Source organism: Aureibacillus halotolerans (assembly GCF_004363045.1).
Classification (GTDB): Bacteria; Bacillota; Bacilli; order Bacillales; family DSM-28697; genus Aureibacillus; species Aureibacillus halotolerans.
In genome coordinates this window covers 33,953-49,009 of the sequence record NZ_SNYJ01000016.1, presented here as the reverse complement: position 1 = coordinate 49,009, position 15,057 = coordinate 33,953, and the positions used below count along the sequence as shown (strand labels likewise).

15 protein-coding genes are annotated in these 15,057 nt (G+C 43.5%); 11 read left to right on the top strand and 4 right to left on the bottom strand.

The window, feature by feature from the left end; all coding sequences use genetic code 11:
- Position 1 precedes the first annotated feature (1 nt).
- The 5 genes from EV213_RS15915 (at position 2) to nadE (ending at position 4,040) form a co-directional block, all read left to right on the top strand.
- Positions 2-424, top strand: coding sequence for an organic hydroperoxide resistance protein (locus tag EV213_RS15915; RefSeq protein ID WP_133581546.1), 423 nt, complete (start codon positions 2-4; stop codon positions 422-424).
- A gap of 293 nt (positions 425-717) precedes the next feature.
- Entirely contained in the window at positions 718-1,338 is a 621-nt protein-coding gene (locus EV213_RS15910; protein ID WP_133581545.1) for a sigma-70 family RNA polymerase sigma factor, read from the top strand.
- A 31-nt stretch (positions 1,339-1,369) separates the two neighbouring features.
- Complete coding sequence (gene clpP / locus EV213_RS15905; RefSeq protein ID WP_133581544.1) at positions 1,370-1,951, top strand: ATP-dependent Clp endopeptidase proteolytic subunit ClpP; 582 nt, start codon at positions 1,370-1,372, stop codon at positions 1,949-1,951.
- 116 nt (positions 1,952-2,067) lie between these two features.
- The gene (locus EV213_RS15900) at positions 2,068-3,069 is read left to right on the top strand and encodes a Gfo/Idh/MocA family protein (protein ID WP_133581543.1); all 1,002 of its coding nucleotides are present in this window, start codon (positions 2,068-2,070) and stop codon (positions 3,067-3,069) included.
- Positions 3,070-3,209: 140 nt separating this feature from the next.
- Positions 3,210-4,040, top strand: coding sequence for an ammonia-dependent NAD(+) synthetase (nadE, locus tag EV213_RS15895; RefSeq protein WP_133581542.1), 831 nt, complete (start codon positions 3,210-3,212; stop codon positions 4,038-4,040).
- Positions 4,041-4,651: 611 nt separating this feature from the next.
- On the opposite strand, the gene EV213_RS15890 is transcribed toward nadE, so the two are convergent.
- Entirely contained in the window at positions 4,652-5,245 is a 594-nt protein-coding gene (locus tag EV213_RS15890; protein ID WP_133581541.1) for a cysteine hydrolase family protein, read from the bottom strand.
- A 198-nt stretch (positions 5,246-5,443) separates the two neighbouring features.
- Here EV213_RS15890 and EV213_RS15885 point away from each other — a divergent pair, with 198 nt between their 5' ends.
- The 4 genes from EV213_RS15885 to EV213_RS20835 all read left to right on the top strand — a co-directional run bounded on the left by EV213_RS15885 (position 5,444) and on the right by EV213_RS20835 (position 7,361).
- On the top strand, positions 5,444-5,875 hold the full coding sequence (locus EV213_RS15885) for an RrF2 family transcriptional regulator (RefSeq protein WP_133581540.1): 432 nt from the start codon (positions 5,444-5,446) through the stop codon (positions 5,873-5,875).
- 127 nt (positions 5,876-6,002) lie between these two features.
- Positions 6,003-6,197 carry an aspartyl-phosphate phosphatase Spo0E family protein gene (locus tag EV213_RS15880; RefSeq protein ID WP_243740209.1) on the top strand — a complete coding sequence of 65 codons (195 nt, stop codon included), beginning with the start codon at positions 6,003-6,005 and terminating at the stop codon, positions 6,195-6,197.
- Positions 6,198-6,924: 727 nt separating this feature from the next.
- Positions 6,925-7,137, top strand: a complete 213-nt coding sequence (locus tag EV213_RS15875) for a copper ion binding protein (RefSeq protein ID WP_133581539.1) — start codon at positions 6,925-6,927, stop codon at positions 7,135-7,137.
- 65 nt (positions 7,138-7,202) lie between these two features.
- Complete coding sequence (locus EV213_RS20835) at positions 7,203-7,361, top strand: hypothetical protein (RefSeq protein ID WP_166639357.1); 159 nt, start codon at positions 7,203-7,205, stop codon at positions 7,359-7,361.
- Between the two features lie 106 nt (positions 7,362-7,467).
- Here the strand turns inward: EV213_RS20835 and EV213_RS15870 are convergent, their stop codons facing one another.
- Positions 7,468-8,820 carry a S1C family serine protease gene (locus tag EV213_RS15870; RefSeq protein WP_133581538.1) on the bottom strand — a complete coding sequence of 451 codons (1,353 nt, stop codon included), beginning with the start codon at positions 8,818-8,820 and terminating at the stop codon, positions 7,468-7,470.
- A gap of 169 nt (positions 8,821-8,989) precedes the next feature.
- Between EV213_RS15870 and EV213_RS15865 the strand changes: the two genes are divergently transcribed.
- Positions 8,990-9,679: a response regulator transcription factor gene (locus EV213_RS15865; protein ID WP_133581537.1), complete on the top strand. Its 690-nt coding sequence runs from the start codon at positions 8,990-8,992 to the stop codon at positions 9,677-9,679.
- Positions 9,676-11,037: a sensor histidine kinase gene (locus tag EV213_RS15860; RefSeq protein ID WP_133581536.1), complete on the top strand. Its 1,362-nt coding sequence runs from the start codon at positions 9,676-9,678 to the stop codon at positions 11,035-11,037. Before EV213_RS15865 ends, EV213_RS15860 begins: the two co-directional genes overlap by 4 nt.
- 75 nt (positions 11,038-11,112) lie before the next feature.
- Here the strand turns inward: EV213_RS15860 and EV213_RS15855 are convergent, their stop codons facing one another.
- Both EV213_RS15855 and EV213_RS15850 read right to left on the bottom strand, forming a co-directional pair.
- Complete coding sequence (locus EV213_RS15855) at positions 11,113-12,159, bottom strand: ribonucleotide-diphosphate reductase subunit beta (protein ID WP_133581535.1); 1,047 nt, start codon at positions 12,157-12,159, stop codon at positions 11,113-11,115.
- Between the two features lie 467 nt (positions 12,160-12,626).
- Positions 12,627-14,864 (bottom strand): ribonucleoside-diphosphate reductase subunit alpha, encoded by a 2,238-nt coding sequence (locus EV213_RS15850; RefSeq protein ID WP_424923066.1) that lies wholly within the window; start codon positions 14,862-14,864, stop codon positions 12,627-12,629.
- Positions 14,865-15,057: the final 193 nt, after the last annotated feature.

Below are 15,057 nucleotides of genomic sequence, written 5' to 3'. Positions count from 1 at the left end.
AATGAAACCTTTGTATACAGCAAAAGCAACAGCTCAAGGTGGACGAGATGGTCATGTACGTTCTTCTGACGGCATTATTGATTTAGATGTATCTATGCCAAAAGAGCTTGGCGGCGCTGGCAAGGAAGCGACAAATCCTGAACAGTTGTTTGCGGCTGGTTATTCGGCATGCTTTGAAAGTGCCTTACGTCTTGTTGCAGGTCAAAAGAAAATATCGATTCCAGATGAAACTAAAATTACTGGTGAAGTCACGATTGGCAAAGACGAGAGTGATGGAGGCTTTAAATTGGCCGTGAAGCTCGAAGTCAATCTTCCTGGCATCGCAAACGAAACAGCGCAAGAATTGCTGGAAGCTGCTCATCAAACATGCCCATATTCAAAGGCGACACGAGGCAATATTGACGTTGAGTTAACGCAGGCATAAAATGTCTTAAAAAAACTTGTTTTTTCATGCATATATTTTATAGAAACGGGAAGAGTAGTAGTAACAACAAAAGTTTTTATGTTGTATTCCCCCTTTTTTCGGCTATCCGTCCCCCGCGGGTAGCTTTTTTCATGCCCTTTTTTCAACATCTCTTAAGCATATATCCAACATTCATTTTTTAGTTTCCTGTGCTTCGGTTTGCTTTTTGATGATTCCCTCAATATTCTTAACGTACCCCATATCTTTTTTTCACTCTCACACGTTTAAGAAGTAATGAAAGGAGTGGAAGATCAATGTCAGTGAACGCTGTTGCTGAGGACGATGAGAAATACCTCAAACTGTATGAGGATGTCCTCTCCTATAGCCGTTGCTTCGTGTCAGACCAGTGGGACCGTGAAGATGTTGCCCAGGATGCGATGGCTAAGATTATGGAGTATTATTCTGAAGCTGAGCTGTCACCAGCGCTCGTCAAGAAAATTGCTAGGAATTACTGGATTGATTGTGTCCGAAAACGGTCAAAAGAGACCTTAATGGCAATGGATGAACACGACGCTTGTCGACCACCTTCAGAGAGCCTTCATACGGTCGATTATTTGCTGCGGCGTCTCACTCCGAAGCAGGCTGCTGTTTTTTTCCTTAAAGAAGGTTTTCAATATCGTCTTAAAGATATTGCCAGTGCCCTTCAGCTTTCTGAAACAGCTGTGAAGGGAGCCTTGTTTCGCGCGCGCACAAACCTGCAAGAGGACGATAAAGAGGAAGAGCCGTTTGACACGTCAGAGGAGACTGAGTGGAAGCATTTACGAAAGGTCATGACAACAGCCATTGAACAAAACGATGCCTCGCTATTTATCGAAGCGATTCCTCAGCTTCCGAGTCTTCAGCCACTATCGATGTCAATGAGCATGGCGGCATAAACACGTGTGAATAAAAGAGTGGGGGATGAAAATGACAACAATTCCATATGTAATTGAACAATCTTCAACTGGAGAGCGGTCCTACGATATCTATTCAAGAATGCTAAAGGATCGTGTGATCATGGTAGGCGAGGAAATTACCGATCAGATGGCGAGCTCAATTGTCGCCCAGTTGCTTTTTTTAGCAGCTGATGATGCGGAAAAGGACATTTCGATTTATATCAACAGTCCAGGCGGTTCTGTGACTGCAGGGTTTGCGATCTTTGACACGATGAATTATATAAAGCCAGATGTGCGGACCATTTGTACGGGGATGGCGGCTTCCTTTGCTGCGATGCTATTATTGGCAGGAACCAAAGGGAAACGATATGCCCTTCCGAATAGTGAAGTCATGCTACATCAGCCGCTCGGTGGTGTGAAGGGGCAAGCGAGCGACATTGATATTGCAGCGCGACGTTTGCTGCTTACGAGGGAAAAGCTCAATCGAATCATTTCTGAACGTACAGGACAGCCTGAAAAGAAAGTGGAACGGGATGCTGATCGCGACTTTTACCTGACCGCCGAAGAGGCGAGAACGTACGGAATCATTGACGAAATTATAACGCATGGCTGAATAAAACTCCTCCTGTAAATTTCGCAGGAGTTTTTTGTTGGGCTAAATGCTCCTTCTTTCCAAAAAGCTCTGATACAATGGGAGGGAAGTGTACATAAGACGAGGAGGTTTTAAAAATGATCAAGGTAGCTATGTTAAGCAAATGGCATGTCCACGCATCAGATTATGCCAAGCAAGTAAACGAACACCCTGAGTTGGCGATCAAATTGGTGTGGGATGAAAATGCCGATCGTGGACGTGCATGGGCGGATGAGTTAGGTGTTGCTTTTGTTGAATCGTTAGATGAAGTGCTTTCTCACCCCGAAATTGATGCTGTTGTTATTGACACACCTACGTCAATGCACCGCGAAGTGATGTTAAAAGCCATTGAAGCGAAAAAGCATATTTTCTCAGAAAAAGTGCTCGCGTTGACGGTGGAGGACTGCGACACGATCCTAAAACAAGCCGATGAACAAGGCATTTCTTTTATGCTTTCATTGCCAAGATTATCAGAACCTTTCTATTTGTATGCACAGCAGGCAGTCGATGAAGGTTGGCTTGGTAATGTGACGACACTTCGTTGTCGCATGGCCCATAATGGCAGTGTCCCGGGGAAAGGCCAAACAACAGGCTGGCTACCGGCACATTTTTACGATGCAGCAACATGTGGAGGAGGCGCATTAATTGATTTAGGCGCACATCCAATTTATTTAAGCAATCGTCTTGCAGGTCCAGCCACTTCTGTAAGCGCTCAAATGAGCCGTTTATACGCGTCAGAGGTTGAGGATCAAGCCGTCGTCACTTTAGACTATGGAAATGGAGCAATTGGCATTCTGGAAACAGGCTTCGTTTCCTATGGTAGCCCTTTCTCGCTTGAATTGTATGGAACAGAAGGTGCCTTGCTGATAAGGGACGGCGACATAAAGCTCATCTCAGCCGGCAAGACAAATGGAGAATGGGCTTCTGTAACGAACGATTTGCCTCAAAAAGGACGTATGCCGATTGAGCAATGGGTCGATATGATCTTACGTGGTACAGAGCCAGATATTACAAGTAAAGATATGATTGAGCTGACGAAGTTAAACGAAGCAGCCTATACAGCCAATTCAGCGCAAAAAAAGGTTGGCGTTTCCTTGTAATACCTTCTGTAAGGGTGGCAACAGCGGATGCTGTCGCCTCCTTTCTTTTGTTCATGATGATCAAATGCATAGATCGGCGGAAATTAGGGAAACTCCATAACAGATCGATATGGTTTGATGTAAAGGAGATGTATGACTAAATGACACGACAACTTCAAGAGCACATTATTAAGGAGTTAGGCGTTAAATCGTCAATTGATCCAGTAGAGGAAATTAAGCAACGGATTGGTTTCTTAAAGGAGTATGCCAAACGCTCTGGCGCAAAGGGATACGTTCTCGGCATTAGTGGTGGTCAGGATTCTTCACTTGCCGGAAAGCTAGCACAAATGGCTGTCAATGAGCTTAAAGAAGAAACAGGGAATGAGTACACCTTTGTTGCAGTTCGACTTCCATACGGCCAACAGCATGATGAAGACGATGCGCAACGAGCGTTGGCGTTTATTCAGCCAGATCGTAAGGTAACTGTTGACTTAAAGCCAGCTGTAGACGCATCAGCTGCTTCTTTTGAAAAAGCAATGGATCATCCTATTTCTGATTTTCTTAAAGGCAATATTAAAGCAAGAGAGCGAATGAAGGTGCAATATGATATTGCGGCGGATCAATCGTTGCTCGTGATCGGCACAGATCATGCGGCAGAAGCGGTGACAGGTTTTTATACGAAGTTTGGTGACGGTGCTTGTGACATAACGCCTTTGTTTGGCTTGGACAAACGGCAAGGGAGAGCGTTGCTCCAAGAGTTGGGCGCAGATGAAGCCATTTATACAAAGGTGCCTACAGCAGATTTGGAAGACGATAAGCCCGGAATTCCAGATGAGGTTGCTCTAGGAGTCACGTATGAACAAATTGATGATTATCTTGAGGGCAAAGAGATCGATAAAGCAGCGAGTGAATCCATTGAATCTCGTTTTATGAAAACACGCCATAAACGCGTGCTTCCAGTGACGATCTTTGATGACTGGTACAAACAGTAATTCATTCTTCATGACAAATCCCCGACGAAAAAACGATGGAACGAAGCACTTGCCTTCGTCTATCCTTTCAGAGGGGATTTTTTTGTTTAGTACCCTTTCAGGTAACGTTGATCTTATTTTCTCAACTTGTGTACCTTCATTTCGGGGACACTCTTAAGTATAGATGGGTAAGTCTGCAATTCAATGTTGGGGTTGCTTTTGATACAAGCTGCCATACGCTCGCTTTCCGCGGGAGAACTGCGAGCCTCCTCGATCGCTTAGGCGCTCTGTGGGGTCTCGCCTAGCTCGCTTTTCCCGCTGGAGTCTCGCTAGTGGCTGCTTTTGATTTGTTGACGCTTTTTACAAGCTAAGGTAGAGCTCACAAAAAATTTGTTGTGAAATTAACTCATTACAGCTAATTTCATGTGTTGAAGGACTATTAGCCTTTAAAGCCGCGCCAGGTGGCAAAGTAAACACGATGAGGTCATTTCGAGTCGATGTTGCGCTTGTGCCATTTAGGGTGAAAGCGAAGTATTTTGACGAAGCGGCCAATGCCTACTAGCTATAATAAATTGCGAACAGATTTAATTGAATGGTTCGGAGTCTATAAAGATAAATTAATTAAATCAGGTCTAGTGCGGCGACCAGAAAGGAAGGTCTTTCGAATACGATACATCTGCTTTTAGATTGGTTTTGATCATATCCATGGCATTTTTATGTATCGTTTCATCAATTGTGATAATACAATCATCAGGAACGTACAAACGGAAATCCCTCATATAGGCATCCATTGCGGTAAACAGTATACACTGGTCGCCAGTGAGCCCTGTGAGAATGAGTGTGTCTACAGCTAAATGCGAAAGGAGCATGTCAAGGGGCGTTGAATAAAAGCCGGATTGTTTCGGTTTCACGACTATATAGTCATTTTCCCTCGGCTGCAAGGCTTCGACCATAGGCTGACCTGGAGAGTTCCCTTTTAAAATCTGTTGGGTGAGCTGATGAAAGTCAGATTGCCATTTGCCGAAATTGTCATTCACGTAGATGACAGGCAATTGCATTTTGGTGGCCGCATCGCGAATGGCTAACAAATTCTCGATAAAATCAGGCATCTGCGCTTCTAGTGATTCCCCACCTTCAAACTCAAAATCATTGATGACATCAATAATGAGCAAGGCAACGTTTTTTTTATCCTTTGGGTCAATGATGTTTGACTTATTTGTTGGCATGTTCTCACTCCAGTATTCGGCATAATAAAAAAGGAAGCGAGCGTAATGGGCTCATTAAGTCATTCCCTTGATGAGTGTCTTTTATGCACCCGAGTCATCGTGTGTGAAAATAAGGTAAGTCTCTGGGACGTCGCATACATTATATGCTAGAATAGAAGCAATTTCTTACGTTTGTTATGAAAGGGTGGAGAGTGCTGAATGCGTCTAACTCAATATACGGATTATTCTCTACGTGTGCTTATTTACTTAGCAACAAAAAAAGAAGACAAGCTGACGAATATAAAAGATATTGCAACATCCTATGGTATCTCGAAGAACCATTTAATGAAAATTACGTATGAATTAGGGAAGCTAGGCATTATTGAAACCGTTCGTGGAAGAAACGGGGGGATGCGACTAGCAAAGCGTCCAGAGGATATTAATATTGGAACGTTCATCCGACTGGTGGAGGAAGACTTTCATATTGTAGAATGCTTTAACGATGAAAAAAACGTATGTGTCATTAGCCAAGCATGTCGACTGCGTGGCGTATTAGGTGAGGCAATGATGGCGTATTTTAACGTCCTTGAGAAATACACACTTCGCGATTTAGTTCATAATCAGGACGAATTAACTATGCTGCTAAGATAGTCCATGTTGGTCGATGTCGAAAGCGCACAGAATTTTGTCTAATCGACACTATTTTTGATGAAACGGTTTCCTTTGTACTCAGAATTGTTCATAATAAGGTCAACCATGTAACCAAGAGGTGTTGCTTTTGTTTGGAAATGTTATTCAGGAAAAGGAAGATTACTTAGCAAGTATTGATGAAAAAAGAAGTGAAATGATTAAAATTGCTGAAACAGAGGGGTTAACAGGTGGGCTAACCATTAAAGCAAGCCAAGAATTAGACCATTTGTTAAACGCGTATCGACGGTATCTAAGGAAAAAGACCTATGACACCATTTCGTAATGGACAAGCGCTAAGTTTTTTGTGGTGAAAAAGGTAAGCGAAACATCTTTTTTCCTTGTGTACTCTCTTCTAATCTTTGAACACTCCCTGTGCATTAGCAATACCACCTTAGATTAAATACATATGAATAACAATGAGTCGAAAATATGTCTCTTTCAGGCTGATGACAAACGCTCGCTTTCGACGTTGTTTTGTCTCGTCCTGTGCTCATTGCCTGTGTGGCACCTCCGCGCCTCCCAAGACTTTGCGACTCGAAAGTCAAGCGTTTTCATTCAGCCTGATTTTTTTGGAATGACAAACGCTCGCTTTCGTCGTTGCTTTGTCTCGTCCTGTGCTCATTGCCTGTGTGGCACCTCCGCGCCTCTCAAGACTTTGCACTTAGATAAGTCAAGCGTTTTCATTCAGTCCGCTTTTTGTCAATGCTGTCTTAGATCCGATGGTGTCTACAATTTGAGTGACAAAAGAAGACTCTTTTTTTTTTGTTTGATATATACCATATAGGGGTATATAATATGGAGGATGAATCGTGCAGGTATTTTGGCACGAAAGCAGCTCTTATGTGACAGCATTTAAACTCATTAGACAAAGAGCATTGTTAGGCAATAATACGTCGAATGCATGTTAAATACGATGCCGTTGTGCTACACAACAGCTTTCTGTTTAAATGAAATGAGACAGCCCCACAATTGGGTAAGATAAAATGGAATCCAAGAGAGGAAGATGACATATGGAAAAAACAACAATTCAAGTAAAAGGAATGTCATGCAGTCATTGTGAGGATTCGGTAAAAAACGCATTGTTGACGATTGATGGTGTTGCGGCTGTTGATGTTCATTTGCAAGAGGGACAGGTCGATGTACAATTCAATCAAGAAGTGGCCATGAAGACGTTGTATGACGCTATTGAGGATCAGGGGTATGACGTTGTGCCTATAGCCTAGGTTTTCCTCATGCGTAAATCGGGTAGCTAAGTGTAAAGAAGCTACTTTGATGAGGAGGGAAATTAATGCCACAAGAACATCGTGATGTGGAGATCGAGCGACGTGAAAAGAAAAGTGATTCCAGTAAGGTAGCGTCAACTTTTATTAAGTACGCAACATACTTAATCATTTTCTTTGGGATTCTATGGTTCCTAGTGAAGTATATTGTCCCAGCTTTTCAGTAGTCCTAAACGCCTTTATATGCATAAATAAAAACACTCTGACTCACATGAGATCAGAGTGTTTTGTATTGGGGGATGGATCATTGTTTATGGTTCTGGTTCATTTACTTTACAATTCAGGCTGAGCCATGTCTTGATCGCTTAGGTGAACATCGACAGTCACCGTATCACCATTACGGATGAGCTTTAATTTCAACACTTCACCAGCATCCACAGTATAAAGTGCTCTGCGAAGATCGAAGCTGCCTTCGATGGCTTTATCATTAATTGCCACGATCACATCTTGGGATTGAAGACCTGCTTTTTCTGCTGTTGATCCTGGTTGAACTGAGTCCACATAAACGCCATTATTCAACGTGTCACCAAAAAGCCCAAGGGTATTCTTCTGGAAATTCTGCGGTATTTGACTTACATCAAGTATTTTAACACCCAAGGTTGGACGTTGGATTTCTCCATTCTCCATGAGTTCATTGACGATCGGAAGAACATCTTCGCTAGGGATGGCAAACCCAAGACCCTCAACGCCTGCTTGTTTAATTTTGAGCGAGTTGATGCCAATGACTTGCCCTGAGGTGTTCAATAGTGGTCCGCCACTGTTTCCTGGGTTAATTGCTGCATCGGTTTGCAGTACGTTTAACTGCCAAGGTCCAGCAGATGTGTCAACTGTAATTGTACGATTAAGACCACTCACAATACCTTCTGTGACAGTGCCTGAAAACTCAAGCCCAAGAGGGTTTCCAATCGCAATGACCTTTTCTCCGGCACGCAATTCAGAGGACTGTCCAAACTCAGAGACTTTATCAATGCCTTTATCATCAATCTTTAGGACAGCGAGGTCGGTCAATGGATCTGTGCCGACAATTTCAGCCTCACGCTCTTCTCCATCGTGGAGCGTGATTTTTACTTGACTGGCACCTTCCACAACATGGTTGTTCGTGACGATATAGGCACTTCCGTTATCCTTCTTAAAGATAACACCTGAGCCAGTTCCTGCTTGGACTTCCTGTTCCGCTTGTGACCATGCTGATTGTGTAGGTTGTTGTTGATAATTGACGACACCTACAATGGTTGGCATGACAGCTTCCGCAATATCTGCTGTAGTGCTATTTTGATCCACGGAGCTGTTCGCAATGGTGGAGGCTGTAACGTTGCTGTCGGCTGCTTGAACAGTATTCTGGTTGGCAGTGCTTGCTAGCGTATCATAATCTGGGATGTAACCTGCCGTTGAAGCACCAAATACCAATGCGCCGCCAACAAGACCACCGATGACTGGGCTCAGCCAATGCTTGCGCTTTTTTACTGAACTAGACGGCTTTTCCGCTTTCGTGTACGGTGTGATCTCAGGCTTTTCATATCTGGTTGTATTGTTATGGTATTGTGCATCGTTCTGTTGTTCATTTTCACCAGATATAAAATCGTCATTCCGATCATTGTCAAACGAATTTCGGTTGTCATTGTTCATGCGTAAACACTCCTTATAAAGTATATGTGAAAGGGTGGGAACCCTTTATTTTGATCTGTTTACATCATAACGTGCAATTGTGGGATAAATTTGAGAAGACTATGGGAAATTGTAAAATCCGACAATGGACATATTGGAAAAGGGTATAATAGCGATGGAGGTGGACGGCATGTCATTTCGAATACATATTGTCGAGGACGAAGAAAATCTGAATCAGCTTTTGGTGACTTATTTGCAAAACGAAGGGTGGGAGGTTACCTCTTTCCTAAATGGGACTTCTGCTCGTGAATATATTCATACATCACCTCATTTATGGATATTAGATATCATGCTTCCGGATATTGATGGATACACATTGATTAAAAACATTAAAGAGGTTACACCAGATGTACCTGTTATTTTTATCTCAGCACGTGATAAAGACTTTGATCGAGTTCTGGGCTTAGAGCTTGGTAGCAGTGACTATCTGGCAAAGCCATTTCTCCCCCGAGAGCTTGTTATTCGCTGCCAAAAGCTGTTGGAGCTTACGTATGGGTCTTCCTCTCAAGGAAGGGAAAAACCGTCGTCCTATGACCATGTTCAGGTTGGGCCTTATGCCATTAACAAAGATATTCGAGAAGTGAAGGATGGCGAGAAAGGTCTCGGGCTTACCTCAAAGGAGTTTGATCTGTTGCTTTTGTTTGTAGAACACCCGGGACACGCTTTTTCTAGAGAAGATGTACTGAACACGGTTTGGGGGAGAGATTACTTTGGCAGTGACCGTGTCGTCGATGATCTCGTCCGTCGAATACGGAAGAAGATGCCAGAGATGCGGTTAGAAACGATTTATGGGTTCGGCTATCGGTTAATGAAGTCATGAAAAATTGGCCCCTTGCTTTTCAAATTTGGGTGGTTTTGGCTGGCATTCTTGTTGCCATTTCAATCATTCTCGCCATCTTGTTTCCGATGACACTACGTCAATTTTTCACATCTGAAATATATTCTTCAATTGAAGGGGAGCAGCATGTGTTAACACAGGCACAACTCCCACAAAATGATCAGAATCGGTTATTAGACGATCAGTTTGACGGGTCTGATCGCTCTGTCAACCATGTCTTGTTGCCTTTAAATACCTCTGTCATTTTTTATTCTGGCGATTTACCAAAGGACTTCATTATGAAAAGTCAGCAAATCGCACTCGCCCAATCATCGATTAGCGCACGTTATGCGGCGACGGTGAACGGAGAGCGGCTTTATTACGTCGTTCGCAAGGTGCAGTTGGATGGACAACCGGCGTATTTACTTTCCTATGCGAGGGATGCGTATTTAGATGAATTGACTTTTACACTCTTTCGGCAGCTAGGACTTCTAATGCTGGCCGTCTTTCTGTTAAGCTGGATTCCGTCTTTACTGCTTGCCAAGTATCTGACTAAACCACTTGTCACACTGCAAAAGCATGTCAAACGGTTGTCTAAGCAAAAATGGCATGACCCTGTCGAAGTGGACCGTCATGATGAAATTGGTCATCTTGGTCAATCCATTGAGGATATGAGAAGGAAGCTCGTTCAGAAGGATGAGGCGCAGCGGACGCTCCTGCAAAACATTTCGCATGATCTAAAAACGCCTGTCATGGTGATTCGTGGCTATGCACAGTCAGTGAGTGACGGCGTATTTCCTAAGGGCGACTTGCCGAAAACGATGGAGGTCGTTGAGCAGGAAGCACAGCGCCTTGAAACGAAAATTAAAAACCTGTTGTATTTAACGAAGCTAGATTATTTGTCACGTAGAGAAATGTACGCTGAGGACTTCCGATTGGATCAAGTACTGTCAGACGTGTTAGAGCGCTTAAAATGGACACGTCAGGAAATTGAGCTTTACACGAAGCTTGACGAAGTGACGTTGAATGGTGACCGTGATCAATGGGGGAACCTCATTGAAAATGTATTGGAGAATCAGCTCCGTTTTGCTTCCTCAAAGGTGACCATTGAGCTGTTTGATCGCGATAAGGAGATTGTTCTTATTGTCTCAAATGATGGACCAAAGATAGAAAAAGATGTGGAAAAAGAGATGTTCGAGCCGTTTCACAAGGGGAATGATATGGGGCAGACGGGTGTCGGTCTGAGCATTGTTAAACGAATAGTGGATTTACATCACGGCGTCATTTCAATAGAAAATCAGGTGGACGAAGGGGTTTTTTATCGTATTGCTGTCCCTAAACAGCGAACGAATGACCAATGACCCTCAACATACCTTTATATCAACGTAAAAACACCGACGATGCCCATTAAAGCACGTCGGTGTTTTTGTTCGTTTTTAAAGATCATCAAAGCCATTGGCATCATTTGTTTTCGTGTACTGACGCGACTTCTGTTCAAAGAAGTCTGTTTTACCGAGATCGACCTCTTGATAGGCAACGATCCAACGCATCGGATTTTTCGTATGTTCAGGGTACGGCCCCTCATAACCTAACTGTTTAACGCGTTTTTGAGCCATAAACTTAATGTAGTCTTCAAGCTCGTGCATCTCGATGCCTTCCATGCGATTGCCGATAATTTCTCGTCCCCAAGCAATCTCGAGTTCAGCCGCTTGTTTGAATGTATCGATGACGAATTGTTCTAGCTCTGCTGTGTTTTCGTCAGGGTATTCATTCAGTACTTCTTTGTAGATCTTCACAAACAGATCAACGTGAAGCTGCTCATCACGATTGATATAGTTGATCATTGTGCTTGTGGCGACCATCTTTTGGTTGCGGGCAAGGTTGTAAAAGAATGCAAACCCAGAGTAGAAAAAGAGACCTTCCAAGATGACATCGTACACGACGGAACGAAGCAAATTCGATACTGTAGGTTCGTCTGCAAAACTTGCATACCCGTTTGTCACAAAGTCATTGCGTTTACGCAACGTTGGTTCGGTACGCCAGTAGTCAAAGGTTTTGTCCTGTTGTGTTTTGGAGACAACGCTAGAAAGGACATAGGAATAGGAATGGTTATGAATGACTTCCTGTTGCGCAAGAATAATCATCAATGCGTTTAGACTAGAATCGGTAAGGTAATCTGCAACCTTGCCTGCATAGTCGGTTTGAATGCTGTCCAACAAAGCGAGTAAACCAATAATTTTCAGGAATGCGTCCTGCTCATTTTCAGAGAGCTGTGGAAATTGGCGGATGTCTTTAGACATATTAATTTCGAATGGTGTCCAGAAGTTGGATAACATACGTTTGTATTTTGGGTACGCCCATGAAAAACGGACATCATCCCAGTTTAAAATGTTCGAGCTTTGTCCATTGATGATAGCAGTGGACCTGTTTGGTGCCTCAGGATCCATAAGCTTACGTTTTTCAAGCTGATGAGAAGTTGTCATTGTCTTGTGCTCATCCTTTCAAAATTCTTACCTTAGTGTGATTTAAATCATTTCATTCATCTACTATTGGCTTCAATAAATACTATAGAGTCACTAAACCTAAATAGGTAGGTACACAATAAAACTCGACGTGTTCCACATTCTGAGCGTTTTAGAGAAAAAGAAAGGCGAGAGAATGAACCCTCGCACAGAGTGTAGATATAATTGGAAAGCAGTCAAGTCAGGTGATGAACGTTTATCTTTCGAGGCGCGAAGCCTTGGGAGGCGCGGAGTTGCCACACAGGCAATGAGCACCTCGCCGAGGCAAAGCAACAAAGAAAGCAAGTGTTTATCAACAGCCGTATTTAGGCTGATTGAAAACGTTTATCTTTCGAGGCGCGAAGCCTTGGGAGGCGCGGAGTTGCCACACGGGCAATGAGCACCTCCCCGAGGCAAAGCAACAAAGAAAGCAAGCGTTTGTCAACAGCCTAGCTTTCGCAACTCTCACAAGCCTCAATAACATCACCAGAAGTGGAGCGCACATAGTACGTTGTCTTTAAATTAGACTCCCAAGCCTGCTGGTGCAGTGTTAAAAGTTCTTTCGCTTTAATGTCGTTTCGAACATACAGGTTAAAGGAAATGGACTGATCGATATGACGTTGGCGCTTCTCGTTATGACGGATGCTCCAATGCTGGTCAATCAAGTACACGGATTTGTAATACCATGTTGTTTTTGCTGACAAGTCAGGCGCTGTGACAGGAATTCTATAGTCCTTTTTCTCTTCCGAGTATTCTTTACGGAAGATCGGATCAATGCCTGCTGTGGAACCAGCAATTAACGCTGTAGATGAGTTCGGTGCAACCGCCATGAGATAGCCATTGCGTACCCCGTTTACATGGACATCCTGTTTTAATGTGTCCCAGCGATCGCCGGTATAGTCTTTTTTATCAAAGTAGGCACCAGTTTCCCATTCTGAGCCATTAAATGCTGGGTAGTGACCTTTTTCCTTTGCAAGCTCCATGCTTGTGCGTATGGTGTAATACGCAATGTCTTCATAAAGCTCGTCACAATAATGAACCGCCTCTTCGGATTCCCATGCAATTCCTTTGACAGCGAGAAGGTGGTGCCAACCAAAGGTGCCAAGACCGACAGCGCGGTATTTCTGGTTGGTTATCTTTGCTTGATGGACAGGCAAATCATTTAGGTCAATGACGTTGTCCAACATGCGCACTTGAATGTTGACGAGTCGTTCGACAACATCGTCTTGCACAGCACGAGCCAATGAAATGGAAGAGAGGTTGCAGACAACAAAATCACCAGGTGCTTTGACTGTAATTATCTTTCCATCTTTTGTATATTCTTCAGTGACTGTCGTCGCGCTCATGTTCTGCATAATTTCAGTACAAAGGTTACTACAGTACACCATGCCTTGGTGTGAATTGGCGTTCGCACGGTTGACAGTGTCACGGTAGAACATATAAGGCGTGCCTGTTTCAAGCTGAGAGACCATAATGGATTTCATAATTTCAATCGCTGGAAGTTGACGCTTGTCCAAATCAGGATGCTCGACACATGCCCAGTAGCGATCGCGGAAAGATCCTTTGCCAAGCTCTTCATCAAAGTAATCCTCGAGCGAGAAGCCCATCACTTTACGAACCTCATGTGGGTCAAATAAATACCAGTCTTCACGTTTTTCAACCTGTTCCATAAATAAATCAGGCAGGCAAACGCCAGTAAATAAATCATGCGTACGCTGACGCTCGTCACCGTTGTTTAAGCGTGTGTCTAAAAACGAAAAGATGTCCTTGTGCCAAACGTCAAGATAAACAGCTACGGCGCCTTGACGCTGCCCAAGCTGATCGACACTGACAGCTGTATTGTTTAATTGCTTCATCCAAGGAATAACACCAGAGGAAACCCCTTTAAATCCACGGATGTCACTGCCGCGGGAACGAATTTTGCCCATGTAAACCCCGATGCCTCCACCGTGCTTGCTAAGTGTTGCAATATCCGTGTTCGTGTCATAAATGCCGCGGAGTGAATCATCAACTGTATCGATAAAGCAGCTAGAAAGCTGACCATATGTTTTCCCGGCATTGGCAAGCGTTGGAGTGGCAACTGTCATGTAAAGATTAGAGAGCGCCCAGTAGCTTTCCTTAACAAGGGCTAAACGATGCTGGGCAGGCTCTTTTTGCATAAGAGTCATGGCGATAATCATTAGTCGTTCTTGAGGTAGCTCATATACATCGCCTGCATGAGATCTGGCTAGATAACGTTCGGCCAGGGTCAGGAGGCCGATGTATGTAAACTTCTCATCCTGTTCTGGAGTGATTTCCTGCTCCAACAGTTGAATTTCGTCGGCGCTGTATGATTTAAGGAGATCGTTGTTGTAGATATCCATCGCTGTAAGCACTTTTAGTAGCTTAAGCAATGAACCGTATTTTTGTTCTGGATCGTACTGGCGACTGACGGCTGCTTTTTTGTAAAGCCCGTCCAAATACACCTTAGCTGCGAAATACGTCCAGTCGGGTTCTTCCGCTGTAATTTTTTCTAGAGCGCTCAATCGTAAGTAGTGCTCGAACTGCTCATCTGTAAAATCGTCTCGATGCTCTAGGTAACGTTCTATTTTCTCCATTAATTCGCTTGTATCAAGTTCTGGAAAATTTTTTGCTACCTCTTGTACATACGCATATGCTTTTTCATGACTATCAATTGCCAACATCATACATTCCTCCCGGTCCATCTAATCAGCTTGCTCGGCATCCACTACGTTTTTCTGCTTTTGGTAGAATGCCACATTTTATCGTAAAAACACTGATGATACTAAATGTAGTGTGTTTTCGTTTATGTAATCACTAAATGTTGTGGTGAGTATAAGTATAACTGTTGGAAGGGTGGTTGTAAACAATCATGTTTAT

What these genes read in the sequence shown, in the direction of transcription:
- EV213_RS15915 (WP_133581546.1), top strand. Translation starts at nt 2, where the DNA reads ATGAAACCTTTGTATACAGCAAAAGCAACAGCTCAAGGTGGACGAGAT.
- EV213_RS15910 (WP_133581545.1), top strand. Translation starts at nt 718, where the DNA reads ATGTCAGTGAACGCTGTTGCTGAGGACGATGAGAAATACCTCAAACTG.
- clpP (WP_133581544.1), top strand. Translation starts at nt 1,370, where the DNA reads ATGACAACAATTCCATATGTAATTGAACAATCTTCAACTGGAGAGCGG.
- EV213_RS15900 (WP_133581543.1), top strand. Translation starts at nt 2,068, where the DNA reads ATGATCAAGGTAGCTATGTTAAGCAAATGGCATGTCCACGCATCAGAT.
- nadE (WP_133581542.1), top strand. Translation starts at nt 3,210, where the DNA reads ATGACACGACAACTTCAAGAGCACATTATTAAGGAGTTAGGCGTTAAA.
- EV213_RS15890 (WP_133581541.1), bottom strand. Translation starts at nt 5,245, where the DNA reads ATGCCAACAAATAAGTCAAACATCATTGACCCAAAGGATAAAAAAAAC.
- EV213_RS15885 (WP_133581540.1), top strand. Translation starts at nt 5,444, where the DNA reads ATGCGTCTAACTCAATATACGGATTATTCTCTACGTGTGCTTATTTAC.
- EV213_RS15875 (WP_133581539.1), top strand. Translation starts at nt 6,925, where the DNA reads ATGGAAAAAACAACAATTCAAGTAAAAGGAATGTCATGCAGTCATTGT.
- EV213_RS20835 (WP_166639357.1), top strand. Translation starts at nt 7,203, where the DNA reads ATGCCACAAGAACATCGTGATGTGGAGATCGAGCGACGTGAAAAGAAA.
- EV213_RS15870 (WP_133581538.1), bottom strand. Translation starts at nt 8,820, where the DNA reads ATGAACAATGACAACCGAAATTCGTTTGACAATGATCGGAATGACGAT.
- EV213_RS15865 (WP_133581537.1), top strand. Translation starts at nt 8,990, where the DNA reads ATGTCATTTCGAATACATATTGTCGAGGACGAAGAAAATCTGAATCAG.
- EV213_RS15860 (WP_133581536.1), top strand. Translation starts at nt 9,676, where the DNA reads ATGAAAAATTGGCCCCTTGCTTTTCAAATTTGGGTGGTTTTGGCTGGC.
- EV213_RS15855 (WP_133581535.1), bottom strand. Translation starts at nt 12,159, where the DNA reads ATGACAACTTCTCATCAGCTTGAAAAACGTAAGCTTATGGATCCTGAG.
- EV213_RS15850 (WP_424923066.1), bottom strand. Translation starts at nt 14,864, where the DNA reads ATGATGTTGGCAATTGATAGTCATGAAAAAGCATATGCGTATGTACAA.